At 57.7% G+C, this 23,734-nt stretch carries 29 protein-coding genes and 1 tRNA gene; 12 read left to right on the top strand and 18 right to left on the bottom strand.

Features of this window, described 5'->3' with window-relative positions:
• Positions 1 to 2: 2 nt before the first annotated feature.
• Positions 3 to 827 (top strand): glycine-rich domain-containing protein, encoded by an 825-nt coding sequence (locus tag MC381_RS05365; protein WP_251976706.1) that lies wholly within the window; start codon positions 3 to 5, stop codon positions 825 to 827.
• Between the two features lies 1 nt (position 828).
• Positions 829 to 1,359: an HI_1402-related protein gene (locus MC381_RS05360; RefSeq protein WP_251976705.1), complete on the top strand. Its 531-nt coding sequence runs from the start codon at positions 829 to 831 to the stop codon at positions 1,357 to 1,359.
• 764 nt (positions 1,360 to 2,123) lie between these two features.
• On the opposite strand, the gene MC381_RS05355 is transcribed toward MC381_RS05360, so the two are convergent.
• Genes MC381_RS05355 through MC381_RS05345 form a run of 3 tightly spaced genes read right to left on the bottom strand, consistent with a single transcriptional unit; the run spans position 2,124 to position 4,086 of the window.
• A complete protein-coding gene (locus MC381_RS05355) occupies positions 2,124 to 3,398 on the bottom strand; it encodes a Y-family DNA polymerase (protein WP_251976704.1) in 1,275 nt (424 codons plus the stop codon).
• Entirely contained in the window at positions 3,398 to 3,841 is a 444-nt protein-coding gene (locus MC381_RS05350; protein ID WP_251976703.1) for a LexA family protein, read from the bottom strand. The genes MC381_RS05355 and MC381_RS05350 overlap by 1 nt, the downstream gene beginning before the upstream one ends.
• Positions 3,838 to 4,086, bottom strand: coding sequence for a DUF1654 domain-containing protein (locus MC381_RS05345; protein ID WP_251976702.1), 249 nt, complete (start codon positions 4,084 to 4,086; stop codon positions 3,838 to 3,840). The genes MC381_RS05350 and MC381_RS05345 overlap by 4 nt, the downstream gene beginning before the upstream one ends.
• 226 nt (positions 4,087 to 4,312) lie before the next feature.
• On the opposite strand from MC381_RS05345, the gene MC381_RS05340 reads away from it, so the two are divergent.
• On the top strand, positions 4,313 to 6,103 hold the full coding sequence (locus MC381_RS05340; RefSeq protein WP_251976701.1) for a bifunctional diguanylate cyclase/phosphodiesterase: 1,791 nt from the start codon (positions 4,313 to 4,315) through the stop codon (positions 6,101 to 6,103).
• A gap of 1,202 nt (positions 6,104 to 7,305) precedes the next feature.
• Here the strand turns inward: MC381_RS05340 and MC381_RS05335 are convergent.
• A complete protein-coding gene (locus MC381_RS05335; RefSeq protein ID WP_251976700.1) occupies positions 7,306 to 7,548 on the bottom strand; it encodes a hypothetical protein in 243 nt (80 codons plus the stop codon).
• Between the two features lie 248 nt (positions 7,549 to 7,796).
• Here MC381_RS05335 and MC381_RS05330 point away from each other — a divergent pair, with 248 nt between their 5' ends.
• Entirely contained in the window at positions 7,797 to 8,099 is a 303-nt protein-coding gene (locus MC381_RS05330) for a DUF6482 family protein (protein WP_251976699.1), read from the top strand.
• 91 nt (positions 8,100 to 8,190) lie between these two features.
• Positions 8,191 to 9,009, top strand: a complete 819-nt coding sequence (locus tag MC381_RS05325; protein ID WP_251976698.1) for a hypothetical protein — start codon at positions 8,191 to 8,193, stop codon at positions 9,007 to 9,009.
• A 109-nt stretch (positions 9,010 to 9,118) separates the two neighbouring features.
• Here the strand turns inward: MC381_RS05325 and MC381_RS05320 are convergent, their stop codons facing one another.
• The 3 genes from MC381_RS05320 to MC381_RS05310 all read right to left on the bottom strand — a co-directional run bounded on the left by MC381_RS05320 (position 9,119) and on the right by MC381_RS05310 (position 11,766).
• Entirely contained in the window at positions 9,119 to 10,156 is a 1,038-nt protein-coding gene (locus MC381_RS05320) for an antA/AntB antirepressor family protein (protein WP_251976697.1), read from the bottom strand.
• A gap of 282 nt (positions 10,157 to 10,438) precedes the next feature.
• Complete coding sequence (locus tag MC381_RS05315; RefSeq protein WP_251976696.1) at positions 10,439 to 11,233, bottom strand: adenylate/guanylate cyclase domain-containing protein; 795 nt, start codon at positions 11,231 to 11,233, stop codon at positions 10,439 to 10,441.
• Positions 11,234 to 11,244: 11 nt separating this feature from the next.
• Positions 11,245 to 11,766, bottom strand: coding sequence for a Pycsar system effector family protein (locus MC381_RS05310; RefSeq protein ID WP_251976695.1), 522 nt, complete (start codon positions 11,764 to 11,766; stop codon positions 11,245 to 11,247).
• A gap of 74 nt (positions 11,767 to 11,840) precedes the next feature.
• Here MC381_RS05310 and MC381_RS05305 point away from each other — a divergent pair, with 74 nt between their 5' ends.
• Positions 11,841 to 12,923 carry a helix-hairpin-helix domain-containing protein gene (locus MC381_RS05305; protein WP_335342009.1) on the top strand — a complete coding sequence of 361 codons (1,083 nt, stop codon included), beginning with the start codon at positions 11,841 to 11,843 and terminating at the stop codon, positions 12,921 to 12,923.
• Here the strand turns inward: MC381_RS05305 and MC381_RS05300 are convergent, their stop codons facing one another.
• Positions 12,924 to 13,325: a VOC family protein gene (locus tag MC381_RS05300; protein WP_251976693.1), complete on the bottom strand. Its 402-nt coding sequence runs from the start codon at positions 13,323 to 13,325 to the stop codon at positions 12,924 to 12,926.
• Positions 13,326 to 13,345: 20 nt separating this feature from the next.
• On the opposite strand from MC381_RS05300, the gene MC381_RS18385 reads away from it, so the two are divergent.
• Together MC381_RS18385 and MC381_RS05295 are read left to right on the top strand one after the other, a co-directional pair.
• Positions 13,346 to 13,546 (top strand): ComEA family DNA-binding protein, encoded by a 201-nt coding sequence (locus MC381_RS18385; protein WP_374708157.1) that lies wholly within the window; start codon positions 13,346 to 13,348, stop codon positions 13,544 to 13,546.
• A 92-nt stretch (positions 13,547 to 13,638) separates the two neighbouring features.
• Complete coding sequence (locus MC381_RS05295; protein ID WP_251976692.1) at positions 13,639 to 13,791, top strand: metallothionein; 153 nt, start codon at positions 13,639 to 13,641, stop codon at positions 13,789 to 13,791.
• Positions 13,792 to 13,838: 47 nt separating this feature from the next.
• Here the strand turns inward: MC381_RS05295 and MC381_RS05290 are convergent, their stop codons facing one another.
• From MC381_RS05290 to MC381_RS05275, 4 genes are all read right to left on the bottom strand, one after another.
• The gene (locus MC381_RS05290; RefSeq protein WP_251976691.1) at positions 13,839 to 15,080 is read right to left on the bottom strand and encodes a tyrosine-type recombinase/integrase; all 1,242 of its coding nucleotides are present in this window, start codon (positions 15,078 to 15,080) and stop codon (positions 13,839 to 13,841) included.
• Between the two features lie 164 nt (positions 15,081 to 15,244).
• Positions 15,245 to 15,318, bottom strand: a tRNA-Gly gene (locus MC381_RS05285).
• A gap of 237 nt (positions 15,319 to 15,555) precedes the next feature.
• Entirely contained in the window at positions 15,556 to 17,373 is a 1,818-nt protein-coding gene (locus MC381_RS05280; protein ID WP_251976690.1) for an amidohydrolase, read from the bottom strand.
• 250 nt (positions 17,374 to 17,623) lie between these two features.
• Positions 17,624 to 17,875: a hypothetical protein gene (locus MC381_RS05275; RefSeq protein ID WP_251976689.1), complete on the bottom strand. Its 252-nt coding sequence runs from the start codon at positions 17,873 to 17,875 to the stop codon at positions 17,624 to 17,626.
• Between the two features lie 219 nt (positions 17,876 to 18,094).
• Here MC381_RS05275 and MC381_RS05270 point away from each other — a divergent pair, with 219 nt between their 5' ends.
• Complete coding sequence (locus MC381_RS05270; RefSeq protein WP_251976688.1) at positions 18,095 to 18,484, top strand: hypothetical protein; 390 nt, start codon at positions 18,095 to 18,097, stop codon at positions 18,482 to 18,484.
• Positions 18,485 to 18,542: 58 nt separating this feature from the next.
• Here the strand turns inward: MC381_RS05270 and MC381_RS05265 are convergent, their stop codons facing one another.
• The 4 genes from MC381_RS05265 to MC381_RS05250 all read right to left on the bottom strand — a co-directional run bounded on the left by MC381_RS05265 (position 18,543) and on the right by MC381_RS05250 (position 20,155).
• Positions 18,543 to 18,950 (bottom strand): hypothetical protein, encoded by a 408-nt coding sequence (locus tag MC381_RS05265; RefSeq protein WP_251976687.1) that lies wholly within the window; start codon positions 18,948 to 18,950, stop codon positions 18,543 to 18,545.
• A 117-nt stretch (positions 18,951 to 19,067) separates the two neighbouring features.
• A complete protein-coding gene (locus MC381_RS05260; protein ID WP_251976686.1) occupies positions 19,068 to 19,349 on the bottom strand; it encodes a hypothetical protein in 282 nt (93 codons plus the stop codon).
• A 172-nt stretch (positions 19,350 to 19,521) separates the two neighbouring features.
• Positions 19,522 to 19,662 (bottom strand): hypothetical protein, encoded by a 141-nt coding sequence (locus tag MC381_RS05255; protein ID WP_251976685.1) that lies wholly within the window; start codon positions 19,660 to 19,662, stop codon positions 19,522 to 19,524.
• A 175-nt stretch (positions 19,663 to 19,837) separates the two neighbouring features.
• A complete protein-coding gene (locus MC381_RS05250; protein ID WP_251976684.1) occupies positions 19,838 to 20,155 on the bottom strand; it encodes a hypothetical protein in 318 nt (105 codons plus the stop codon).
• 408 nt (positions 20,156 to 20,563) lie between these two features.
• Between MC381_RS05250 and MC381_RS05245 the strand changes: the two genes are divergently transcribed.
• Both MC381_RS05245 and MC381_RS05240 read left to right on the top strand, forming a co-directional pair.
• On the top strand, positions 20,564 to 20,812 hold the full coding sequence (locus MC381_RS05245; protein WP_251976683.1) for a hypothetical protein: 249 nt from the start codon (positions 20,564 to 20,566) through the stop codon (positions 20,810 to 20,812).
• A 194-nt stretch (positions 20,813 to 21,006) separates the two neighbouring features.
• Positions 21,007 to 21,165, top strand: coding sequence for a YqaE/Pmp3 family membrane protein (locus tag MC381_RS05240; RefSeq protein WP_251976682.1), 159 nt, complete (start codon positions 21,007 to 21,009; stop codon positions 21,163 to 21,165).
• A 270-nt stretch (positions 21,166 to 21,435) separates the two neighbouring features.
• On the opposite strand, the gene MC381_RS05235 is transcribed toward MC381_RS05240, so the two are convergent.
• A complete protein-coding gene (locus tag MC381_RS05235) occupies positions 21,436 to 21,921 on the bottom strand; it encodes a DUF6314 family protein (RefSeq protein WP_251976681.1) in 486 nt (161 codons plus the stop codon).
• On the opposite strand from MC381_RS05235, the gene MC381_RS05230 reads away from it, so the two are divergent.
• A complete protein-coding gene (locus tag MC381_RS05230) occupies positions 21,920 to 22,810 on the top strand; it encodes an EamA/DMT transporter family protein (protein WP_251976680.1) in 891 nt (296 codons plus the stop codon). The two genes, MC381_RS05235 and MC381_RS05230, sit on opposite strands and share 2 nt — an antisense overlap.
• Here MC381_RS05230 and MC381_RS05225 read toward each other — a convergent pair.
• The gene (locus tag MC381_RS05225; RefSeq protein WP_251976679.1) at positions 22,746 to 23,711 is read right to left on the bottom strand and encodes a DUF1853 family protein; all 966 of its coding nucleotides are present in this window, start codon (positions 23,709 to 23,711) and stop codon (positions 22,746 to 22,748) included. The genes MC381_RS05230 and MC381_RS05225 overlap by 65 nt on opposite strands.
• Positions 23,712 to 23,734: the final 23 nt, after the last annotated feature.

Here is a 23,734-nt window from a genome sequence, read left to right as displayed (position 1 = left end):
GCATGCATCGAATCGACGCGCCCGGCGCGACGCAAGACAACCGTTTCACCGAAGGCGACCCCGCCGCCGGCTCACCCGCCACGCAGGTCAGCGCGGCGTTCATGAACGCCCTGATGGATGAAATCGCCAACGTCATTCAAGCCGCCGGGCTGACCCTCAATGGCTCCGAGGGGGATGCCGGTAATCAGCTGCTGCAAGCGCTAACAGGCGGGTTGTCTCAGGGACAAAACATCGCCGTTTTCGATTCGGCAGGGATTACTACGTGGCAAGTGCCGGACGTGCTCAAGAAAGGATTGAGAAAAGCGCGCGTCACTGTTGTCGGCGCGGGTGGCGGCGGTGGTGCCGGTGATAGTGGTTATGTCGGCGAAGAGGGAGCTTCCGGTGGCGCCGCAATACGAATGGTTGATTTAACGGGAGTCGATGCAGTTCAGATCACCATTGGCCTTAGGGGGTCTTCACGCACTAGCGCTCAGGGATCGTCCGGTGGATCTTCATCGTTTGGGCCCTATTTTTCCGCGACAGGTGGTGAAGGGGGAAGGCCTGGGCCTCATGTCGAAGCGGCTGAAGCTGGGCGGGGGATTGGTGGAGATATCAACATTGATGGTAACGCCGGTTCCGCGACACATGAGTCGACTGAACTGGGCAAACAACCTCGCCCAGGCCGGCCGGGGCCACTAGGTGGCGGGTCGTCAGGCGGGCAGCGTTTGGGTTCGGGTGACACAGTAAACAACCGCAACGGAAGATTCGCTGGGGCGTCGGGTGCGGGTGGCACCTCTCCGAATACGGCCGGCAGCGGCAAAGATGGCATGGTAATCGTGGAGTGGTGATATGTGGGCACTAATCAATAATGGCGTCGTGACCGAAATCACGGATATTGACCCGGAAGGCCGATTTCATCCTTCGTTAGATTGGCAGCCTTGCAAATCTGAGGTCGAGCCGGGGTGGTTGTTCGATGGAGATAAATTAGCCACCCCGCCGGGCGCATCAATTCAGACATTAACCACCGCCGCCATGTCTCGTATCAACGCCGCGTACCAGGCCGAAATGGCGGCGATCCTGCGCGAGTACCCGGAAGCCGAACAGCTGACGTTCGATCGGCAGGAGCGCGAAGCGCGGGAATGGCAGGCGTGGAAGGACGCGGGCGAGGAAGGCGTCGAGCCTGCCACGCCGCTGCTCTCCAACATCGCCCAGGGCCGCAGTATGCCCAAGGCCGATATCATCGAGCGCGTGATTGCGAAGTCTGATGCCTGGATCAACGCCAGCGGCATTGCCACCGGTAAACGGCAGGCAAAAGAAGATCGTATCGCCACGGCGTTGGAAGCCGGCGACCGCGAGACGCTGGAGTCGATTGGGTGGTGATGGAAAGGATAAGGCCTCCCTGTCGGGAGGTCTCTTTTCTACTGCTTTCTTGGGAAGAACCTATCTAGAGTCCTGTCTATGAAAAAGAGTATAGCGAAGGACATTGCCGTCCACGCCAGCGTATGGGTGTAAGCCATCGCCAACAGCACCAAAAACGAGCCGATGAGGTAAATTGAGCACAGGACGTAATCGCCCGTCCCCTTGTTTTCCTTGTTAAAAGTCTTCTTCATATTCCCACTTACTTTGTCAAAAACTCCAATTATTGGGTTCATTAAGGTTATCCTTATAGTCTACTGCCTTTCACTTATGGAATCATTTTTCCCTCGCGATGTGGCATAAATTAAAAATCAAATGGTTTTGCTCTTTTAGGTCATTTTCAGCACGTCCCTAAAGAACAATTACATTGTAGCTGATTTATAATCACGGTAGCAATAGGTGACATGGATTTATTTTTCCGCCCTATATATTAAAAAGTATTTTTCCGGATTTAATAAAGAATGGATTCTTTATTTATCTTTTAATCGGGCCGATTTCCGGCCGCCCCGTTTCGCTTTCCCGCCACACTTGCGCGGCGCCGGGATCGTTGCATAGCAGCACGACCCGGTGCGTCAGTGCGCCCCAATCCCGCGTTTCCGGCGACTGCCCGATGCGGCATGGCCCGCTGTAAATCTCCCCGCGATAGACCGTGTGATATTCGATCAGCCGTTCGCACGGTGGCCGATACCAGTGTCAGCTATCCGGCTCTGGCCCTACGCTGGGGTTCGTCATTTCAGGTAAACAACCGGCAGTTCGTGCCACCGTGTCGTGTAGCGCTGGGTCAGCAGCTCCGCTTTCAGCTTCCACGCAGCTTTGCCCTTGGTGCCCCCCAGCCGGACTGTTCCTTTCCCCATTTTCCGGTTCAGCTCATCCATGACTGCCGACGCCTTAGCCGACCGTTCCCGCTCAGCATCTCTGTCAGGCGAGTCGAAAATATCGTGCTGTAGGGAGTCGCTCTGGCACAGATCGAGCATCATCACGCCGGCTTTCATGTAGCGGTAGCCGTCACGCCATAGGCGTTGGAGCGCTGCCTGGGCGGCACCAACGATCACGCGTGTGTCGTTGCTGGGGTGGGGGAGCTGGACGACCAGAGCCGGGTGATACTGCGCCAGGTCCTCGCGATGCTTGTTCGTTTTCAGGTGCACCTGGATCGCCCGGGCAACCGAGCCCTGCTTGCGTAGCTTCTCGGCTCCGCGGGCAGCGTGCGCGCGGATCGCGGCGCGAACCTCTTGCGGGTCGCTCGTCAGCCGGCCGAATGATCGGGACGTCATAATGTTTTGCTTGGGCTCGCCCAGGTCGTCGGTGTCGATACAGCTGATCCCGCGTAGCTCATAGACGAGGCGTTCCTGCACGACGGAGAACCGGGCGCGGATACGTTTCGGGTCGGCTTCGCGCAGTTGCCAGGCCGTGACGATGCCCATCTGGCCCAGGCGCTGGCCCAGCCTGCCGGAGACGCCCCAGAGATCAGTGACCGGCAGATCCTCAAGAATCATTCGTGTGATATCGCTGTCTGGCTGCAGTAGGCAAACGCCCTCGTAGGCGGCCTGTTTTTTCGCCAGTCGGTTGGCGACCTTGGCCAGCGTGCGGCTGGTCGATAGCCCGACGCTGACGGGGATGCCGGTGTTGCGCCGCACGACGTAGCGCAGCCGCTGGCAATGGTCCTCGAGCTTCTCGACGGGGAACCCTTCAAAGCCCAGGAACGACTCGTCGATGCTGTAGATCTCGACGTCCGGCGTGAACTCGCGAAGCGTCGACGTCACGCGCCGGCTCATGTCGCCATAGAGCGTGTAGTTGCTCGAGACCAGAATCAGCTCGCGCCGGGCTGCCGGCGAGATCTGGAACGCCGGGGCGCCCATCTCGACCAGCTCTTTCGCTTCATTGCTCCGCGCGATCACACAGCCGTCGTTGTTCGACAGCACCGCGACTGGTCGGCCCTCCCAGTCCGGGCGGAACACGCGTTCGCACGACGCGTAGAAATTGTTGCAGTCGACCAGGCCGATCATCACCGCCCCCGGCGCAGCGAGTGCACGTTATGCGTGACCACGCCCCACACATGGCATTCACGCCCGAGCAGCGGGATCGGCTGATAGTTCTGATTGCCGGCGAGCAGGTAGGGGCGCTTGCCGATCGTGCCAAGCCGTTTACACGTGATCTCGCCATCGAGTGCGATGATCAGCGTGTCGCCGTCCCGCGGTTCGAGCGAACGATCGACGATCAGGATGTCTTCGCTGTAGATCCCGTAGCGCTCCATCGAATCCCCCTTGGCACGCACGTAGAACGTCGCACTCGGGTGCTGGACGATATGCGCGATCAGGTCGAGCTCCGTCTCCAGATAGTCATCGGCGGGTGAGGGGAAACCGGCCCGCGCCTCGCCGGCGGCGAGAGGAATCAGCGTTGACGGTGCGCTCTCATCGAGCTGGCCCAGGTATTCGACATGCAGGCTCATGATGCGGCCTCCGCCTCGGTCGGGTTCCACGACACCAGCGCTTCAGCCGGGCCGACGCGCGAGACGGAGACATAGTCGAGCTCGGCGAACTCATCGAGGATACGGTCCCAGGCACTCGGGTCGTCCTCATCGAATCGATAGAGCGTAACCGCAAATTGCTCGCGGTCGCGCGCCCGGGCGACCTGCTGCTGAATACGGCGGGCGAGTGACTGGTAGGAAACGGCGGCTTTGGTAGTGGCAGACATGACAGCTTGCTCCCGTGATGCTATATATAAATACAGTATCAGGCAGGAGCTATCAGGTAAGCAAGAGGCTCGATTTCCCTATAGTCACGCTGAGGATCGACATCAGAGGCTTGGCGTCGTGCAACAAATGAGTAGTGTACTTGCAGTTGTGTTCATTTCCGCTCAAAAATGTCGATAGATGCATTCATGTGGATTAGGCCACTCTTAAGGCCACAGGAGACGCTGCGTGGGTGTTGACCGGAACTTGAACAATAGTGAGAGGCACAAGCTGGCGATGCTCAAGGCTCAACGATTGGCACAGTTGGGTCCGGACCGATCACTTGACCAGATCACCAAGCTCGTCACTCAGTTGCTTGGCGTTCCGACCAGTTTGGTCACGTTGCTGGGAACTGAGCGTCAGTGGATCAAGGCAAAGTACAATTTTCTGCTGAGCGAAACGCCCGCCGATCTTGCCATATGCCAACGCACTGTTGAGCGTAACGAACTGACTGTCATCGAAGACACGGTGCTGGATCACGAGTACAGGGATAGCCCGCTGGTATTGGCTGAGCCCCACATTCGCTTCTATGCCGGCGCACCGCTGGTCACGAGCGAGGGGCATCCGATCGGATGTGTCTGTGCTATCGACTATCAGCCGAGAAAGCTTACTGACCGGGAGCGAGAGACACTTCTCTCTCTGGCCGAGCTAGCACGGGATATCCTTGAGACTAGCAACAACGTCGGATTCATCGACGTTGTAACAATGCTACCCAATCGTCAGAAGCTCCTCCGCGATCTGGAGACGCTTCACGAGCGTCCGCCGGAGCAGCAGGCGCTTCCCTCAACGCTGATGTTCGTAGAAACCACCAAGCCGGGTTATTACTACGAGCTTGTTAGGGCGTTTGGCATCGACGCTGTTGAAAGTCAGTCCCAAGATATTGCCAATCTTCTGAGAATCTCTCTCCCACCGAGCCACATTCTTTATGCAGTGACGCTTTCCCGGTTCGCCATCCTACTGAGGCAAGATGATAAGGCAGATACCTTCGAAGTCCTTGAATCTTTAGGGGCTCGCGTATCCGGGCGCGAATTCCGTACAAGACTACCTATCAGGTTAAATCTGAAAGCTGGTTACTACGATTTCGAACCAGCATTAACCAAGCCGGTAGATGCATTCCGTCGGGCATTCAGCGCACTGCATGAGGCCTTGAATAACGCAAGTACCACCACGCCTTACTCTGAGTCTTTCGACGAAGTTCAGCGGCGGCAGCTGGATCTCACGAATGGTATGGCCTCGGCACTCGATGCTTCTGACCAGTTGTACCTGTTGTATCAGCCCAAGGTGAGCCTTCTGTCTGGCGAGGTCGTTGGGATCGAGGCTTTGTTACGCTGGCGTCATCCGCAGTATGGGGAGGTCCCGCCCATGGATTTTATCCCCCTGATCAGTCAGACCACACTGATCAATCCGTTGACGCGATGGATCATCTGCGAAGCGGCTCAGGCCATAAAACGTTTTGAGCGCGAGGGGTTGTCAATGGTGGTCTCCGTCAACGTCACGAACACTAACTTGGTCGAGGATGAGTTCGCTGCTGATGTGCTCTCGATCTTGGCAGAGTATGGCGCCGCGCCGGGATATTTGGAGATCGAATGCCTGGAGATGGAGGAGCTGCTGCAAGATATTCGGGCAGTGGAAGCCCTGCAGACACTGAAAGCTGCAGGAGTGAGGGTAGCACTAGATGATTTCGGCAGCGGTTACAGCAACCTGAACTACTTGCGGCGGATCCCTGCCGATGTTGTGAAACTCGATAGAAGCCTAATCAGTGATATAGCCAGGGATGCCGGTAGTCGGGCCATCGTCTTCCGTCTGATCCAGATGCTTCAGCATTTTGGCTTTGAGATAGTTGCGGAAGGCATCGAGGATCAAGAGACTGTCGATTGCCTCACAAAATTCCGATGTGATACAGGGCAGGGATACTACTTCGATCGCCCTCTAACGCTGGAAGACGTACTCGGAGCCACTCGAAAGCGTCTCGGCAGTTAAGCCTATCATCTAGCCAATGACCAGAGAACTTGCTGACAGCGGCCTCTTGGGGGTTACGTTTTTGCTAGTGCGATAAAGATATGAAGTTTTCTTCGAACAAAATTTAACCCAAGTTAATTTTGTAGCGACAAGTGCTGTGCGATTGTTCACCTCCACGGTCGGAGGAACTCGAGTGCCTTCTGGTGTCGCCGAGAGGAAGGGCATGGCAATCACACAGTCTAGAAGAATTGCTTCCTTGGAAGATGGGCCGGGCGTCCTCTTGGCAAAGGTTGAATCTGAACAGCGTAGGAATATGGCAACCTACCCGAGTGTTCGGGGGCAGTTGCTGATGGTCACGGAAGGCTCGGTAAGGGTTCAGGTTGCCAAGTGTCTTTGGCTGGTATCTCGTAGCCAAGCTATCTGGTTACCGAGTGGTATGGAACACTCTTGGCGTTCAGACTACAGCTATAGCGGCTGGGCAGGCTGTATCTCAAAGACTCTCTGTGACGACCTGCCAGCCAGATCGCATGTCATGCAAATAGATGAGGGGCTGAGTGATTCTCTAGTGGGGCATCTCGTCAATGGCATTGGAGAAGAGATTCCCAAGAGACTCCAGGGTTGGCTTCGAAGCGAGATATCTCACTCCCGTCGCGTGGGCATTTGCGTGCCGTTACCAAAGAGCCCCCGGCTGATGAAGATTGCGCGCGGCGTGATGAGATATCCGGGGCGTAGGTGGTCACTTCATGACTGGGCTTCTTGGACCGGCGTGCCTCGGCAGCATGTGGCAAATCGGTTCTTCGAGGAGACTAATTTGAGCTTTCTCGCATGGCGAGACCGGCTCGCCAGATTGGTTGCGATGGAGTACATCACCAATGGCATGAACGTTCAGGAGGCGTGCTCCCTTCTGGGATATCGCAACCCGAGTGATCTCGCGATACTTCTGCGGAAGGATTTGGGCTGCTGCTAGTTGTCTTGCGGTATCGATAAAAAGGCCGCGGCGGTGGGCGTGGCAGGCGGGAACCTGGTTCGAATCTATGCGGCGGCCGGCCGGGTCGGCGAGGGCCGTGTATTCGTTGCTACCATTGCGCGCTCGAGGTCTTCCACCCGGCAGCGGTACGCTGCGCAATTGGCACAATACACCCTGTCTCCGTCGCACGGCTCGACTGGAAGATTAAATTGCTGGCTATTGCAAACACTGCATGTGAGCCCTAGCGTGACTTTAATCATGCGACGTTCTCCAACGTGGCAGGTTGACCAGCCTCGAAACGCGACATCTCTGCGATCGCATCGATAGAAAGACTGAGAATGTAGTGCTGGTAGCTTCGCCCCATCATGGGAGAGCCATAATCGCGTGTCGCGATGAACTCTCCACATGCTGTGCAATTGATTTCGTCCCAGGCATTGCCCGTAGCTACCGTTAGGTTTTCCAGGTGTCCACAGCGGTGACATGAAATCTCACGTTCCATGAGCGCTTTCCTTGGAGCTTGGCCGAACCATCCTGGTTCGGCGATGTAGGGGCAATCCCTGCCGATGGTCTCGGCGTCAATTGCTGAATCCAACCGATGATCCGTATCGGCAAGTGCATTTTGGCACGACTCAAAAACTTGTACAAGAATACTTTAGTGTAAAAGGATGCCAAAGAAAGGCATGGGCAATCATAAACTTAACCTGTGTTAACAAGATGAGTCGTATCGCTCTTTGCCAAGGAGAAAGAATGAGATTCGAAGAATTTGTAGCACTTGCGCAGGATGGGCAGGTACAGCGTCTCCACATAGAGGCCCTCAGTCCAGCGGATTATCAGTATCGGGCGTATATCGGGGAGGAGAGCATTTGCTTGCTCAATGAAGATGGCTCGCCAATCCAGGAAAGGGATCTCAGCCAAGCACGGCAACGGCTGCGGGACGCCGGCGACATCACGAATATGCCTCTCTACCTTGTACAGTTCATGCAGCAGTTCGACGACTTGGCGGCAGGCTTGCCAAGGCTCACGCATCGCGTACCGATGTCGATCGGCTGATGTATCTTCTGCGCTTTTTCCTTCCGTGCTGCGGTAGCATTGGGGAAATGACCAGAACCTGCCTTTTGCACAGACCTAGCGTGTACACACGATGAATGAACTGCCCTCGACGACAGTAGACCTGGAAGCTTTGATCAGGCAGCAGCTAAGCCGTCACCCATCCATTGAGTTGCTGAACACAACGGCTGATACCGAGCTTCACACGCGCCATCATAATGGTCAAAACCAGGTGCTACACAGTGTCGTCAGTTTTGAGGGTTCGCAGCGACGTATTGAGGTTGCCGATATTGACCAAGCTGCGGCGCGAGTGAAGGAGGAACAGCTGAGCTGTTTGGTATTGCTTACCGGCGTTGGCATTAGCCGCGATGCATGGATACAAGGGCAGGTGCAGCGTCAGGTTAAGTGGGTCACCCTGGGGCAGGCGCTACAGCTAGACTGGCTGGACGATTTAGCCGAGCGCATCGTCAACCGTCAGGTGATCATTCCGGAACTGTCGGATTTCGTCTTTTCTGGACAGAGCGAAGGTCAAGAACGACGTTTTCATGTGCCGGAGCGTGAGGCGTTGGATAGCGACTTCACTGATAGCGATATTATCGTGCGCGATGCCGCAGGCAATAGCCAGACACTACATCGTGTTTATGACGAGGAAGTCGAAGCAGCGCGCTTCAAAGGCGCTGGCAAGCGGCAGTTAACCGTCGATTTTGCCGAAGGTACTAATCTGATCTTGCCGACCGGTCGGCGCCATGGCATTACACGGCTGCAATTTGATTATCAACAACGAGTTATCGAAGAAAACCTCGACCTGTGTGGTAATGACTTGGTTGCACTGGTTTTATTCAGTCTGTTTGAAGATCGACATTTTGTCTTGTCGGCACGCGGTGATATTTACGCCACGCAACCCTCTCACTAGGTTTTGAAAGTGAAGCAAGCTCTGCCGATTGCTCTGTCAGGGCAGCGTAGGCGAGACAGGATTTCAGGAGATAAGCGCCCCAGCCGGGGCGCTTTTTTTGCGCCTGCGATCAGCGCTCGGCGGCGTCCCGCAGGTAGCGAGAGAGCACGCCAATACGCTCGCGCCAGTTGCCGTACAGCTGGCGGTTCAGCGGTCGGATGGCGGGGCCGACGATCTCGACGAACTCCCGCTCGAGTACTGCCGCATGGCTCGCTAGCATCTGGCGCTGATTGGTCGGTACGCTCGGGCGGGCGGGAATGGCGCTGGCGCCGAGCGGCCGGCGGGCGAGGGCGATGCACTCGCCCGCGCAGTTGTCGATGGTGTCGAAGCGTTTGGCCCAGCGCTCGCAGAGTTCCGGCGCGGACCGGCTCATCACCGGGCGGATGATCTGCTCAAAGTCTCGCGACAGCACCTGGACGTGATGCTGCCAGGCGATCAGCGAGTAGTAGAGCGTCTCGGCTTCCCGACTGCCGGTGGGGGCGCCGGTACCGGGCAAGGCGCGCTGGCGGCTGGATGCCTCGAGGTACTCGCCCTCGATCGCCACGCTGGCAACAAAGTTGGCCGCGGCGTCGAGATCGTTGGCGGCGATCAGCTCACCCTTGGGTACGTTGAAGCGGGTATGCACCAGACTCCAGAGCCGCCGCTGGGCGCCAGGGCGAACCGCGCCGGGCAATGGGCGGACTTTCTTCGCGATCAGCTCGCGCAGCATGTGCAGGCCATCGGTACCGATCGTCTCCTGGGCGATGCGGCGGCCACCTTCCGGATCTTGCGCATGCAGTCGCTTCTCGCACTCGATGAAGTAGCGCCGGGCCTGCTTGCCTTTCTCGTTGCGCTCGACCATCGACAGCTCTTTGGCCATGTCGAGGGTGAGGTGATAGTCCTTCGAGCGCCTGTCGCCGCCTCGACCTTTGGTCGCACAGTTTTGAGCGACCAAAAAATCCTGATTCTCAGCGAATCCGTATTCATCGATACGACGGCTGATCCAGGTTCGAAAATGGGTTTCAACTTCTAGGAAGCGATGCAGTGTGCGAGCGTCAACTAGATGAGCGGCTTCCTGCTCGATGCTGCCGGTGAATACCGGTAGGGCGGTAGTGGCCTGCGTAGCCATGATTGGAAACTCCCGTGTGCTTTATTGGAAGTCCGCTATCCACGACCAAATGGATGGGGGCGGACCGTACACGGGTTGGTCGACCGGGGCACACAGGGAAACCCGGCAGCCCGAAGGCTCCCGTGCACGGCCCGCCATAACTACTAACTAACTGACGGGCACAAAAAAAGCGCCATGTGGCGCCTTCGTGCGCCTGTATGCTGTTCGGGCGACCAAACCCGGCCACTGATTTTGCAGCAGCGGGACAATCATGGCTTGAGGCAAACGTCCAGTCAAGGAATATTAATCCGCGTCCACGATTGCTTGCATATATTCAGCACCATGGGTTTTACACCAACTGCTGTTGAGTACATGGGCGGTTCGAAATTTAAATCTTTCGTCCAAGCTAACATCAACCTCATTCCATAGCAGCGTTGGCGGAGAGCATCTGCAGCAGTAAAGTGCTTCTTTGGATTTCAGTTTTTTATAGAAAGTCTCTGAAACATGAATTTCATCGTCAGAGCTAAGGCTTGCTAATTTGGCGGCTTGATTGACCGCCTTGCCCGCCCAAACCTCATTATGCATGTCGTCCCTTTGTGCATGGGGTCGCAGGCCAACTTTATGAACAACAAGTACTGATTGATCGATGCCAATGTGGACGCCTGTGTCAATATCTGTCTTAGACTTTACTTTAGCTGAGAAGACCTCTTGCACGAAAGTTCGGAAGGTAACCGCTGCAGCTAAAGCAGTGTGTGGTTGATCGTAATTAAATAGAGCAAAAACTCCGTCGCCTTTTATATCTATGTAAGATGCATCAAGTTGCCTAAATATCCTGGTCGCTGTTCCAGTGAAAAGAGTATACGTTTTGCTGGTAGACTTAGCGTGTTGCCTTGCAGATAGTTTTGTCGAATTTTTCATATCTACAAAAACGCAGATTACATCTTTGATTCGAATTCTGCGTGCCGAATCCTCTCCCGGTATGTCATCAACAGAGGGCAATCTGTCACGATCTACGATGTCAACCTCAGTGCCATATTTTTGGTCTTGACGTTTTATGATTTCTCTCAGGTTCTCAGGTAGTTGTGTTTTGGAGATCATTTATGTGCCTGTCAGGTTAGTGATAATAGCATTCCTAAAGGAAAAATTATTAGTCCAATGAAAGTTAACCAGCTTGCTATTCTTACTAGAAAAAACTTCTCTAGTGCTATTTTTGAGTTTGTTATTATTTGGTCTATAATGTCCTTGTCAAAACCATTTAATTCGTCAGTTTCAATTCCATTGCTTTTAGCGTAAGCGTTGGAAAACTCTGTATTTGTCATTCCGGCTATATCGCCAAAATAAATGCAGCTTTTGCGTTTTTCTTCTGTTTGGATACTAGGGCGTCCACATAGCATTTTTTGCATTATTGGTAGTAAGGATATTATGCATAGGGTGGTTGACATGGAAATAATGGTGATGCTTGTTAATGCTGCAAACCCAGTTTTTTCTATGAGCGATTGAGAAAGACGCGTAACGCCCCAAGAGAGGCCAGAGTTTAAAACTATAATGACGCCAGTCTTTTGCTCAGCGAACTTAAGCCAGTTATTAACTATGTCGAAAATTGCGAGCAGCCCTTCGGTTGTCTGCTTCATTCATATAGACCTATTGAGCTGGAGTAAGGTATCTTAATATGTGGTAACATAAGGTTATTAAGGTTTGTAACATAATGACACATTCGCTAGCAAGATCTGCGCGAGGATATTTGGCAGTAGCGGCGTTAGTTGCCACAACGCCAGTTTCCGCAGCAATCGCTGTTGGCAGTTGGAACCTCAAGCATCTTGGTTGGAACAACGGCAAACGCCTCGACGCGGTCGCTGAGGTAGCCAGGGGCGCCGATCTCTGGGCGCTTGAAGAAGTGATGGATGAAAGCGCGGTCACCGAGCTCGAGCACGAGCTGGAGCGTCAGACTAGCGAGGAATGGAGCTCAATGGCTTCTCACGCTGTGGGCCGCAACTCCTACCGCGAGAGCTACGCCTACCTGTGGCGAGATAGCGCTGTCGCATATACCCAGGGCGCCGTGGTGTATCTGGACCCCGGCGATCTGTTCGCACGGGAGCCGTACCTGGCGGAGTTCCGTGACAAGGATACCGGCGACAAGATCGCGATGGCCGCAGTGCATATCGTTTATGGCGAGGGTCGCGCCGATCGCACGCCGGAGATCCGCGAGCTGGCCAGCATCTGGGAGTGGATGCGCGAGGTCTATCCGGATAGTGCCCGCGTCATCGCCGGCGACTTCAACCTGCCGCCGAGCAATACGGCCTGGCAGTCGCTGCGCGATACCGGTGCCCAGCCAGCTATCACCCGCGGTGCCACGACCCTGAGCGAGACCAATGGGCGATACGCCAGCCTCTATGACAATTTCTGGTATGACCCCGCCGAGCTCAACGTCGCCGTTTCCGGCATCGTCCGTTTTCCTGAGATGCTCGGCATCGATCACGCCACCGCGCGCGACATCGTTTCAGACCACGCCCCCATCTACCTGACCACTGGCAACGCGCAGGCGGGATTCGAGGGGGCTGATCAGATATCGGGTGAGGGGGATCATGCCTCTGCCGCTGGCGCCGGCTGCATCGATCTCGATACGGCCTCAGCCGACGATCTCGATCGACTGCCCAATGTCGGCCCGGCCCGGGCACAGAACATCATCGATGGCCGCCCTTGGGGCAGCGTTGACGATCTGACGCGCATCAGTGGCATCGGGGATGCGCGGGCACATGAGATCGCGGAGAGTGAGCTGGTGTGTGACTGATCACGTGGGCTGGGCCGGTAACCCTCCGACGTGTACGACACAGAGTTTATTGCCTTCGGGATCCCGGAAATACGCGCCGTAATAATCCTCGGCGTACTGAGGGCGAAGGCCAGGTTTTCCTTCATCTGCGCCTCCTGCCTCGATCGCGCGTTTCCACACTTCGTCTACCGTCTCGACGGAGGCGGCGGAAAAGCTGACCTGGGTGCCGTTACCCCACGTGGCTGGCAAGCCGTTGAACGGTTCGCGGATTGCAAACAGCGGCCACCTTTGCCCCGGATAATGCCAAATACTCGCTGAGGCGGGCACCTCGGACCTGACCAGACCGAGCGGGGAAAGAACCTTGTCGTAGAAGTTTGTCAGCCCAGTAAAGTCGCGGGCGCCGATCATGATGTGACTGAACATACGCTGCCTCTCTGCTTTGGATGCGACACGGTCAGCTTAGCTTGCTCGATACGGCCTCAGCCGACGATCTCGACCGACTGCCCAATGTTGGCCCGGCCCGGGCACAGGACATCATCGACGGCCGCCCCTGGGGCAGCGTTGACGATCTGACGCGTATCAGTGGCATCGGGAATGCGCGGGCACATCAGATCGCGGAGAGCGGGCTAGTGTGTGGGGTTTGAGGGAAAGCATTCCGTGGCTCGCATCATGCCGTGTGATGACATAACACCGGGTGAGGGGACTAGATTGAGATCGCCAACAGAGGAGCTTTCCAATGTCTCAGCAAACCTGTGCTTGCCCGAAGTGCGAATGCAAAGTCACCGATCAGTCTATCGAAGCGGGTGGGAAGCTGTATTGCTGCCAGGCATGCGCCGATGGCCATGCTGATGGTAGCAAGGACTGCGGCCACGACTGCCAGTGCGGCTGATTTCGCTATACAGCTCGGCGGCGCCCGCCGCCGAGCTAGGTGCCAACCTAGGATTTCTCGCTTTCCACCCGCCTTCTGAACCGCTCCCGGTCCTGGTCTGTCATCCCGGCTTCCAAAGCGTCGAGATAGTCGCAGTACCACTGCATCATTCGTTTCCGGTACCGGAGATACTCGGCTTGGTTGTAGATCCCCTCCAGTCCCTTTTTCGTGTGGGCCAGCATCGCCTCGGTCCAGTCGGCAGGCCAGCCGTGCTCGGCAAGCAATGTCTTCGCGGTGTGTCGCGACCCATGGCCGGTCATTCTTCCCTTATAGCCCAAGCGAGAGAAACAGGTGTTGATGGCCATGTCCGAGATAACTGGCGACTTCTCGCCCTCACCGGGGAATAGGTAGCGGGAACGGCCGGTGAAGGGGCGTAGTTTCTCGAGCAGCTCCAGGACCTGTCGTGTCAGTGGTACCACGTGGTCGCGTCGCATCTTCATTTTCTCTGCCGGTACCCGCCATACCTTGCCATCCAGCTCCGACCACTCGGCCCAGCGCACCATGCCCGGGCGCGAAGCGGTGCGCACCACCATCCAGGCGGCAGTTCTCACAATGGTCTTGCTGGGAGAGGCGCGTAGGGCTTGAAGGAACTCTGGAAGCTCCGGCTCGAGCAAGTGAGGGTAGCGTTCTTCCTTTGGCGGCTGCGCGGCGATGTCGGCCAGATTCGAAGCGGGGTTGTTCTCGGTATGACCCTGCGCGATCGCGCGGCCAAATATCTGGTTTAGCCAGGTTCGCGATTTCTCCGCGGTGTTGAAGGCGCCTCGCGTTTCGATAGCCTCTTGTACTTTGGCGCAGTCTCGCCGGGTAACGCGTTGAATGGCCTTATCACCGAAGGCGGGCAGGGCGTCGTTATCCAGCCAGTAGCGCATCCCTTTGAGCGTCTTTTCGGCGCGCCCGCGGTCGAGCTTGTCCCGGTACCAAGTCTCGGCGACTTCTCGAAAGGGGTGCTCATGGGCACCGGACTTGTGCTCAATGGGATCAATCCCATCCGCTAGCAGCTCTGTGATCTGCTTGGCCTTGCCTCTGGCTTGCTTGGCGCTGGTATCCGGATAGCCACCGAGCCCCATCCAGGCCCACTTACCGGTATGCGGCTTCTTGTAGCGCAGTTCCCAGCGCTTTCTGCCAAAAGGAGTGACAACGAAATAGAGGCGATCGACACCGTAGTTTTCACGGTACTCCCTCGCCTCTGGCTCAAGTTTGGCCAGTACCGTATCCGCAAGAGGGCGCCGCTTGATTTGGTCGCGCTTCATCAAAAAGCCCCGTGTATGGCTGAAACCCGGCCATACAATAGGCCATACACGCTATTCGCTGCTATGGCTATTAATGTGTGGACATACAAAGACAGGAAAACGCCTTTAAAGCAGGGCGTTAGGGGAAATCGGGTAGCATTCTAGGATGTTTCTGGAAGGGGGCTTGGAGCGGGTGAAGGGAATCGAACCCTCGTCTTAAGCTTGGGAAGCTTCTGCTCTACCATTGAGCTACACCCGCAATGCGATTTCCATAGTAAATCCAAATGCTTACTTGATGCAAGGTGTATCAGGTAAGCTCGCCCCGTTGTTCCGTAAGTGACTGTTTTCCCGTTTTGCCAGGGTGGCATGAGTTGCCGTCGTGTCCGGTTTCAGATCGATCCAGGTAACGCGCTGAGCCGGCTTTTTGGCTGACCTGACGAGTGATGGGCGGGAAGCAGCCCCGGAGAGCGGTATGGTTGCGAGCGCTGATTGGGACTCAATGTGCCGTCTGCCGGAAAAATCCGGCGTTGATAGCATGTAGTAGCTGATCGGCGGTATCGGGAGCGCTGGCCATGGGTGGCATTTCAGCCCTTACCCAGCCTCTGTCCACCGGGGCTTCATATATGACGGTGCCGTTCTTGATGGTTGTCAGCACTTGCAATTGATCCAGGGTTTCGGGATCCACGGCGGTAGGATTGTCGGACAGAATCACGAAATCGGCGATCTTGCCGGGCTCGAGGCTGCCCTTTTCCGCTTCCTCGAACTGCTGCCAGGCAGGCCAGATCGTCATCGCCTTGAGCGCCGTCATGACGTCGACGCGCTGACTCGGCCCCAGGATATCGCCGGAGCGCGTGCGACGGGTAACCGTGGCATCGAGGATGCGCATGCTGTCGGGTAACGCCACCGGCGCGTCGTGGTGGGAGCCAAAGCGCATGCCGCGTTCGCGCACCCAGCCGGTGGGCGAGATGTTCTCGGCGTTCACCGGGCCGACCGTGTGTTCGCGATGCCAGTCGCCCCAGTAGAAGGTGTGCATCGGAAACAGCGATGGGAAGACGTTCAGCTGCTGGTAGCTTGCCACCTGGTCCTGGCGCAGGAACTGGCCGTGGATCAGGACCGGCCGGTTGCCGGGGTCGCCGTACTGCGTCTGCGCCGAGGTGAGCGCGGCGATCAGTATGTCAGAGGCGCCCTCGCCGTTGGCATGGGTGATGACCTGGATACCGCGCTCGTAGCACCAGTTTATCGCCTCCTGGACCTGCGCTCTGGTGACGGCGGCATAGCCCGCGTAGCCGGGCGGATAGTCACCGACCGGATCGAAGTAGGGGCGGTCGCGGAGCGCGGTGAAGCCCTGCGGCGAGCCGTCGATGGTGAGTTTGCAGCCGCCGACCCGCACGTGGCCGGTGTAGTCCCGCGATACGTTCGCTTCGATGTAATCCTTCGCCTCGAGCACGTCCGGGTAGGCGATAACATCGATGGGAAGCGCTCCTTCGACGTCGATCGCCTTCAGGGCTTCGACGATACCGGCAGAGGAGCGCCCATCCTGTGCAGTGGTATAGCCATAGCTGGCCCATAGTTCGGCGCCGGCTTCGGCGAACGCTTCGATCCCCTCCGAGCCGAGTGTCGAGAGCAAGGGCACGATCGTCGTAAAAAAGGCGTATTCCTCGAGCACTCCGTTGGGCTCGCCGTCCGCGCCACGCTGGATCACGCCGCCCGCCGGATCTTTGCTGGTGGCGTCGATGCTGGCCATCTCCAGTGCCTTGGAATTGGCGACACCGAGATGCCCGGACTGATGGACGATCATGATGGGGTATTCGGTCGATACCGCGTCGAGTTCTTCACGTGTCGGATGTCGAAGTTCCTCCAGCTGCGCGTTGTCGTAGCCGAAGCCGATGATCATTTTCACGCTCTCCAGCGTGTCGGCATGCGCATCGGCCCACTGGCGCAGGGTGTTCTGCAGGCTGGCAATGTCGGTGACCGAGCCGTCCGGCGGCGCTAGCAGGTTGGCCGACAACGCTTGCAGCCCGCCCATTACCACATGGCCATGGCTGTCCACGAAACCGGGCATCAGGGTTCGACCGTTCAGATCGTAAGCGTCGGTGGTGTCGCCACGGTGGACTGCGATCTCCTCGTGCGTGCCTAGCGCCAAAATGCGGCCATCTTTCACCGCGACGGCCTCAACGGTCGGCCGGGCGTCGTCGATGGTTAGTATCGGTCCTCCCGAGTAGATGCGGTCGGCGACCTCCTGCGCGAAAGCGGGGGTGGCGAGGCAGAACGCTCCCGCGACGACAGTTGCCCGATAGAGAGACGTGGCATCCATGGTGGTTTCACCTCGCGAAGATGACGTGGCATTGGCCGCGTTTTCCATCCCCATTCAGAGAATCATGCCAGCTTATCCCCATCAGAATAGCTGCTTTATCAATGTCACGTTCTAGATCTGCCTAACGTCGTGGCGGGGTCGTTCGCATTCGTTTGCCAGCCAGGCAGGCGAAGGGCGGGAGTGTTGTCGGTGACAGGTTAGCCACTATCGAGGTGATCGGCGGCGGGGCGAGAAGGGCTGATGATCCACGTCAAGCCGCTGGCTGCAGTATTCGTCCGGCGGGCCCGCCACCGGCCTTGGAGCGACTCATCGCGATGATGTGCTCGATAGACAGGCTGAGCGCATGCAGTTGATAGTCCCGCGACGCGATCGCGCATTGGTAGTCATGCGTCGTGAGAAATTCCCCACATGCCATGCAATTGATCTCGTCCCAATCGTTGGCGTCGGTCGCCGCGGGCGCTTCCGTATGGCCGCAGCGATGACAGATGATCTCGGGTTTCATGGTAATTCTCCTTGGTAGCCGAGGCGGTGCTTCTGACCCGGCATGGGGGGGCGATCCGTGCCCGTTGGCATCAGCATCCGTTGCTGAATCCGTGCCGATACATCCCTGTCGACAACGTTAAGGTGGCACGAATTCAAAAGTTGTACAAGAATTCCCGTACGTATAGTCTTACTGAATATGCCAGTTAATTCATAAACTTAACCCAGGATATGAACGCTGGTGCGGCTGTTGGCGACGTGGAAAGAAAAATCCATGGCGGCGGGCGAAACCGTGGCTGTATGGCACGTGCATGGCAGGGAGGCAGCAATGAGCTTTGATGAATTTGTCGCGCTGGCGCAGGCGGGCGAGATCGAGAGATTGCACGTAGAGTCGGCAGGCCCTGAGGCTTTTCAGTATCGAGCCTTCACGGGGGCAGAGGGCATTTGTTTGCTGGACGAGGATGGCGGCCCGCTACAGGAGAAGTGTTTTGGGCATGCCAGGCAGCGGTTGCGCTGTGCGGGGGATCTTACCGAGATCCCGCTGTTTCTGATCCAGTACGTTCACCGGCGAGAGGGCGCGACGGCTGATGGGCCGCAGCTCGCACATCGTACGCCGTTCAGCGTGAGGTAATCTCGATCCAGGAGGGGGTTATTGAGGGTATTGAATCGTACCCCGGCAGACCCGCCCGTCAGGGATTGACCAGCTTGCGGCGCAGAAAACGGTCTAGCCGCGCCTGTTTGGGATCAGGGGCCCCAACCGTCTGCCCGGGCTTGCCGGTAGCGGTTGGCGGTGGGGCCATGGCGTTGTCGGCCACGGGATTGTCGGCATTGACGCCTGATTGACGGCCCGCACCGAGCCAATCCCCCTCCCACGCTGGCGAGGGCACGGCGGTCGGGGACTCTGTCGGGGAATCGAAACTGGCCTGACGCAGCAGGCGGCGGTGGTGCCCGCGATTGAGCCAGCGTGCCTCTTCGATCGCGGCCTGTTGATCGAAGTAGACGTTCACACAAGCATTTTGCTGCTGGAAGTCCGCGACAACGTAATGCGCTGTGGCGGTACCGGGATTGACGCTACGAACGAAGTATCGGTTCGACATGGGCGTAAGTCCTGAAGCGTAGACATAACGTTACTCTAGCGTCTCAGGGGCGCGGGCGCTCTGACCATTAGCCGATAGTATTGTAAGGAAATGTTGGCATCGCGCCGGTTTGTGGATTCAGGTCTGGTGATGCACGGGGGCACTGGATTCCCACTGGTGGCTGCCGTTCAGTGCGATGGCTTGTTGTTTCGCAGTGCCCAAATCGAAAAAGACCTGGAAGCAGGCATTGTCGTGATGGGTATCGACAATGATGTAATGTTCGTCGGTTGTGCCGGCGTTGACTGTCTTGATAAAGAATCTCCGCCACATCGGAGTCGCTCCCAGCGTGGATATCGCCGTTAAATTAGGGGGAGCGCGATCAACAGTCGACGTGATGCGACAGGCTTGGAAGGCCTGCAAGTCGTTAGCGCGCTCCTAATTGGATAATACTATCAAATTGAGAGGCGAATTCGAGCGTGCAATTTGCCTGGCTAATTATCGGGGCGGTCTTGGGGACGTGATCTGGCAGGCATACGCGTTGACGGCCGTCGTGAACAAGGACGGCCATCTCGTGCGAGTTGGCGATTGGTTTTCAGCGCTTGGGCGGGCGCTGGTGACTCCCTTTGCGCTGCTGATATTGGCTATAGGCCTGTTTGGCGGCGCGTTTGGCTTTCTCACGGTTTTCTGGTTTACGAAACCAGTTGGCAATGGCGGCACCGATCAGCTTTTTCATGGCTCCCTCCTGGATCGACGCATGGGATAGGTCGACTCTCAAGGTAGCAGAATCGTTACTCGAGAGTATGATGAACTCGAGTGAGCGTTGATTTCTCGATCGTCAAAAAACTCGACTTCCAGAATAAAAGAAGGGGCCCGAAAGCCCCTTCTCGAATCTGGCAGATCCATGGAGTTTACTGGTTTTCTAGCGCCTCTCCGGCGGCGGCGCTCTGGCCGTCGGCATTGACCTCGTCGAGTGCTTCCGCGTTCTCGATATCGGTCAGCCCGTTCGTTTCCGATTCTACCGCATCCAAGGATTCGGCGGTGGCGGCGCTCTGTCCGGCGCCTGTGTCACTGTCGGTCGTGCCTGTCGCGGTGACGCCGCTGCCTTCGGCGAGTGGCTCGTTGTTGGCATCGTAGGCCTCTTCCATGGCTTCGCTCTGTGCCATGGCGCTGGTGGCGAGGCCCAGCATCAGTGCCGTCAGAGAGGCGGCGATCAGTGGCTTTCTCATGACAATAATCCCTTTGTGTCGAAAGTCTTTGGCACTGGCCTTTCGGGTCCCGCATCGCTATCCCGGTTAGCCAGGGTGGCCTGCAATAGTTGTGTGTGCCAATTGCACGCCTCCTTACTATAGCCCATGAAACGGAATCACGCGCGAGAAGACTAATCTTAATTTGTGCGAGATGCTTTTATTTTTGCTCGGAGAGGACAGGACGGGAAAGGATATAACGCCACGGCGGCTTGCCTGGTCCTTGATTATCGAGAGGTGGGGGCGACGCGCCGGTCACATTATTGCCCCCGGGTTCGGAAGCGATTGGTGGGGCGGCTCCGGTTGAACTTTAGCGCCATAACCGCCATCTCAGGACTATCAACGTTGTGTTACCCCGACAGTTCGCCGGGTGTCGACAGGAGGCAAGCGATGAACGCACGCGATTATCTGGCTAAACAGGGAATCTCGCTCGACAAGGAGGCGGATAAGCCGCAGTCGTTGGAAGAAAAGGCTTGGGCTCGTGCGCGCGAGGCAGCCGAGCACGGACCGCGCAGTGGCACACCGCATGACTGGGAGGATTGGGAACGTCATCACGAGGAGCTGGCGGCGGATTCGCATGAAATTCGTGCCAAGGTCGCGCAACGACGCGACACCCCCGACGATGAGGGAAATCACTGAAATCCTGACGGGATTGCGCAGAGCGACTACGCTTAGCGAATCGATCCCGCACCCCGAAAGCCATGTTTTCAATAGGATGTCGATCGGGTGGTGACACGATACATTCTCGATATCCCGGGCAGCAGGCGACAGGACTGTCGTCACAGTTTCACCATGCTCATCAAGACAGATGTCTTACCAGCAAAGGAGGCTATATGGACATCATTCGACTTATCTTCGCAATTCTTCTGCCGCCGGTCGGCGTATTTCTGCAGGTCGGCTTCGGACTGCAGTTTTGGATCAACATCCTGCTGACCCTGCTGGGCTATATTCCGGGCATCGTGCATGCCGTCTGGATTATCGCCACTCGCTGATTCGGTGGTCTCGACGCCGGGACTCTCGATTCGCGGCGAAGCGGGCGCGGTTGTTGGCCAGCCAGTCCTGCTGAAAGTTCGACAGCGACCTCCCTCGGGAGGTCGCTGTCTTTTTAGGGCGGGAGATCTTGGCCAGCCTGGCGGAAGCTCTCGACTCTGAAGGGAAGGACGACCTCATGGGGCCTAGTGTTGAGATTCGCCAGTCTGTCAGCTTTGGCAGTTCTCCAGGATCGATAACGGCAGTTCTCCACGTTCGATATCGACAGCTTTTCACGTTCGATAGTGGTACAGAATATGCTCGTCCTTGCGAGGCCCGAGAATACGCCACTCGAGGTCGAAACCGTCCTCGCGCAGCGTAAGGTTCGCGCTGTAAGCGTCGGCTGCGCACTGGTGAACGCTAGCGCTCACCAGCGTATCGACACCATCGGCAACCAGATCGAACAGTGCGACCGCGGACTCCGGGCCCCGACGCTCGTGCAGCAGCGCGATACGATCGTCGAAGCCGTCCCAGCGGTAGACGTTGCGCATGGGGACTGGCTGCGTTTGCCCCTGCAGGGTGAAGCTTCCGGTCTCGAAGAAGCGCACCCCCCCGGTGCTGCGGGTCGCTCGGACACGACCCTCACCGATGCCATTCCAGCCGGTCTGCGACTTGGCGCCGGCCCGGGCGGTAAAGTGAAAACGGGAAATGCTAGGCAGCAGCATCTGAAGCCGTATAATTGCCGTCAACTTTTTCGCTTCATAAGGTTGACCAGTCATGTCCTACCTCGTTGCCGTCACGGCGCTGTGGGCCTTTTCCTATAGTTTGATCGGTGTCTATCTGTCTGGGCAAGTAGACAGCTACTTTGCGGTCATGACGCGTATTCTGCTGGCCACGCTGATCTTTTTGCCGTTTCTGCGCCCGGCGGCGCTGAGCGGGCGGGCGCGCCTGGGTCTGATGGCGATCGGTAGTCTTCAGCTCGGCGTCATGTACCTGTTCTTCTACCACTCCTTCCTCCTGCTCAGCGTGCCGGAGGTGCTGTTGTTCACGATCTTCACGCCGATCTACATCACGCTAGTCGATGATCTGCTGGCCGGGCGTTTCTCGCCCCGCTACCTGGCGGTGGCGGCGCTGGCCGTGCTGGGCGCGGCGGTGATCCGCTACGACGGCGTGTCGTCGGACTACTGGGTCGGTTTTGTCGTGGTGCAAGGGGCCAATCTTTGTTTCGCCCTGGGGCAGGTCGGTTATCGTCACCTGGCGACTCGTCTACCGAGCGACGTCGCGCACCGGCATCTGTTCGGCTGGTTCTACCTGGGGGCGCTGTGCATCGCGGTGCCGGCGTTTGCGCTGCTGGGGGATGCCGCCAAACTGCCCACGGCCACGACGCAATGGGGCGTGCTGGCCTGGCTGGGGATTGCCGCTTCGGGCCTGGGTTACTTCCTGTGGAATAAAGGTGCCTGCCGCGTGGATGCGGGCACGTTGGCGATCATGAACAATGTGCTGATTCCGGCGGGACTACTGGTCAACCTGCTGATCTGGAACCGGGATGCCGACCTCGTCAGGCTGAGTCTGGGTGCCCTGATCCTCGCCGGATCGCTGTGGCTCAACGCCCGCTGGGCGAAGCGGCGTGGGGAGGCAGTGGCAGCGCGAGCGGCCACGCATCGCTGACGATATAGAGCCGGCAGCTACGGCCATCCGATAGCTGCAGCTCGAGATGGCGAGGTGTCGAGCGCTGCGCGAAGTGCGTCCCCAGCGCGGCATCGAGCATGGCCAACGGTTGTGGTGGCGTCAGCGGTGGCGCCAGCCAGTGCGGCTTGTACCGCATATGGGCTCGCGTTCCCGCTGGCAGGCTTTCCCGAAGCGCTGGCCAGTCGGCATGGTGACACCACAACCCCTGCAGGACGCTGTCGGTGGCGAGCGTCGGCAAGCCGAGCGGCTGGCGCCAGGGATGGTAGAGTACCCCGGGCATGATGATGCGCTGATGCAGCACGGCGCCGGGGAGCGCCTTTTCGCGGGCGCTGGCCGCGGCGGCCGAAGCGCCCATTGGTAGCTGTCGGGTCATCAGACGATGGCTCTTGATCGCCAGGGAATCGAAGCTCCCTACGCCAACCCAGCGTCCCGCATCACCGGCACTGCCCGGTCCCGTCGGGAGCCCCAGGAAGAACTTGATCGCCAGCTCGGCGTGTTCGAGCCGGGGGCGCTCTTCACAGTCGTGTCGGCGGCGAGTGGTATAGAACAGGTCCAGCTCGCCGAGTGTGCGACCCTCGAGTTTCAATGTCACGTTGTGCGCCAGGAGACGTGTCAACGGCGCATGCTCCAGAATCCACTGCCACAACAGTTCATGATAAAGCCCAAGACGAGCGGGGCGCTGCTGAAAGCGCCGCTGGAAGCGCGCGGCCAGTCCCTCCTGGGCCGCCAGCCAGCGTCGTCGCTGCGCCGTATCGGCGAGGCCTAGCGCGTCGAGCGAGGGGCGTCCGGCACAAGCCAGGTCCACCATGTCGGGCGTGTGAAGAAGCCAGGCGATGTCGCGAATCCAGGCGTGGGTCGAGATCGCCAGATCGCCCGCCAAGGTACTGTCCAGGGGCTGGAAGC

Source organism: Salinicola avicenniae, from assembly GCF_023736115.1.
GTDB lineage: Bacteria > Pseudomonadota > Gammaproteobacteria > Pseudomonadales > Halomonadaceae > Salinicola > Salinicola avicenniae.
This window is presented reverse-complemented; position numbering and strand designations above follow the sequence as displayed.

Excerpts from the sequence above, each read along its gene's own strand:
- MC381_RS05365 (WP_251976706.1), top strand. The coding sequence starts at position 3 with ATGCATCGAATCGACGCGCCCGGCGCGACGCAAGACAACCGTTTCACC.
- MC381_RS05360 (WP_251976705.1), top strand. The coding sequence starts at position 829 with ATGTGGGCACTAATCAATAATGGCGTCGTGACCGAAATCACGGATATT.
- MC381_RS05355 (WP_251976704.1), bottom strand. The coding sequence starts at position 3,398 with ATGATCGGCCTGGTCGACTGCAACAATTTCTACGCGTCGTGCGAACGC.
- MC381_RS05350 (WP_251976703.1), bottom strand. The coding sequence starts at position 3,841 with ATGAGCCTGCATGTCGAATACCTGGGCCAGCTCGATGAGAGCGCACCG.
- MC381_RS05345 (WP_251976702.1), bottom strand. The coding sequence starts at position 4,086 with ATGTCTGCCACTACCAAAGCCGCCGTTTCCTACCAGTCACTCGCCCGC.
- MC381_RS05335 (WP_251976700.1), bottom strand. The coding sequence starts at position 7,548 with ATGGAACGTGAGATTTCATGTCACCGCTGTGGACACCTGGAAAACCTA.
- MC381_RS05330 (WP_251976699.1), top strand. The coding sequence starts at position 7,797 with ATGAGATTCGAAGAATTTGTAGCACTTGCGCAGGATGGGCAGGTACAG.
- MC381_RS05325 (WP_251976698.1), top strand. The coding sequence starts at position 8,191 with ATGAATGAACTGCCCTCGACGACAGTAGACCTGGAAGCTTTGATCAGG.
- MC381_RS05320 (WP_251976697.1), bottom strand. The coding sequence starts at position 10,156 with ATGGCTACGCAGGCCACTACCGCCCTACCGGTATTCACCGGCAGCATC.
- MC381_RS05315 (WP_251976696.1), bottom strand. The coding sequence starts at position 11,233 with ATGATCTCCAAAACACAACTACCTGAGAACCTGAGAGAAATCATAAAA.
- MC381_RS05310 (WP_251976695.1), bottom strand. The coding sequence starts at position 11,766 with ATGAAGCAGACAACCGAAGGGCTGCTCGCAATTTTCGACATAGTTAAT.
- MC381_RS05305 (WP_335342009.1), top strand. The coding sequence starts at position 11,841 with ATGACACATTCGCTAGCAAGATCTGCGCGAGGATATTTGGCAGTAGCG.
- MC381_RS05300 (WP_251976693.1), bottom strand. The coding sequence starts at position 13,325 with ATGTTCAGTCACATCATGATCGGCGCCCGCGACTTTACTGGGCTGACA.
- MC381_RS18385 (WP_374708157.1), top strand. The coding sequence starts at position 13,346 with ATGCGACACGGTCAGCTTAGCTTGCTCGATACGGCCTCAGCCGACGAT.
- MC381_RS05295 (WP_251976692.1), top strand. The coding sequence starts at position 13,639 with ATGTCTCAGCAAACCTGTGCTTGCCCGAAGTGCGAATGCAAAGTCACC.
- MC381_RS05290 (WP_251976691.1), bottom strand. The coding sequence starts at position 15,080 with ATGAAGCGCGACCAAATCAAGCGGCGCCCTCTTGCGGATACGGTACTG.
- MC381_RS05280 (WP_251976690.1), bottom strand. The coding sequence starts at position 17,373 with ATGGATGCCACGTCTCTCTATCGGGCAACTGTCGTCGCGGGAGCGTTC.
- MC381_RS05275 (WP_251976689.1), bottom strand. The coding sequence starts at position 17,875 with ATGAAACCCGAGATCATCTGTCATCGCTGCGGCCATACGGAAGCGCCC.
- MC381_RS05265 (WP_251976687.1), bottom strand. The coding sequence starts at position 18,950 with ATGTCGAACCGATACTTCGTTCGTAGCGTCAATCCCGGTACCGCCACA.
- MC381_RS05255 (WP_251976685.1), bottom strand. The coding sequence starts at position 19,662 with ATGAAAAAGCTGATCGGTGCCGCCATTGCCAACTGGTTTCGTAAACCA.
- MC381_RS05250 (WP_251976684.1), bottom strand. The coding sequence starts at position 20,155 with ATGAGAAAGCCACTGATCGCCGCCTCTCTGACGGCACTGATGCTGGGC.
- MC381_RS05245 (WP_251976683.1), top strand. The coding sequence starts at position 20,564 with ATGAACGCACGCGATTATCTGGCTAAACAGGGAATCTCGCTCGACAAG.
- MC381_RS05240 (WP_251976682.1), top strand. The coding sequence starts at position 21,007 with ATGGACATCATTCGACTTATCTTCGCAATTCTTCTGCCGCCGGTCGGC.
- MC381_RS05230 (WP_251976680.1), top strand. The coding sequence starts at position 21,920 with ATGTCCTACCTCGTTGCCGTCACGGCGCTGTGGGCCTTTTCCTATAGT.
- MC381_RS05235 (WP_251976681.1), bottom strand. The coding sequence starts at position 21,921 with ATGACTGGTCAACCTTATGAAGCGAAAAAGTTGACGGCAATTATACGG.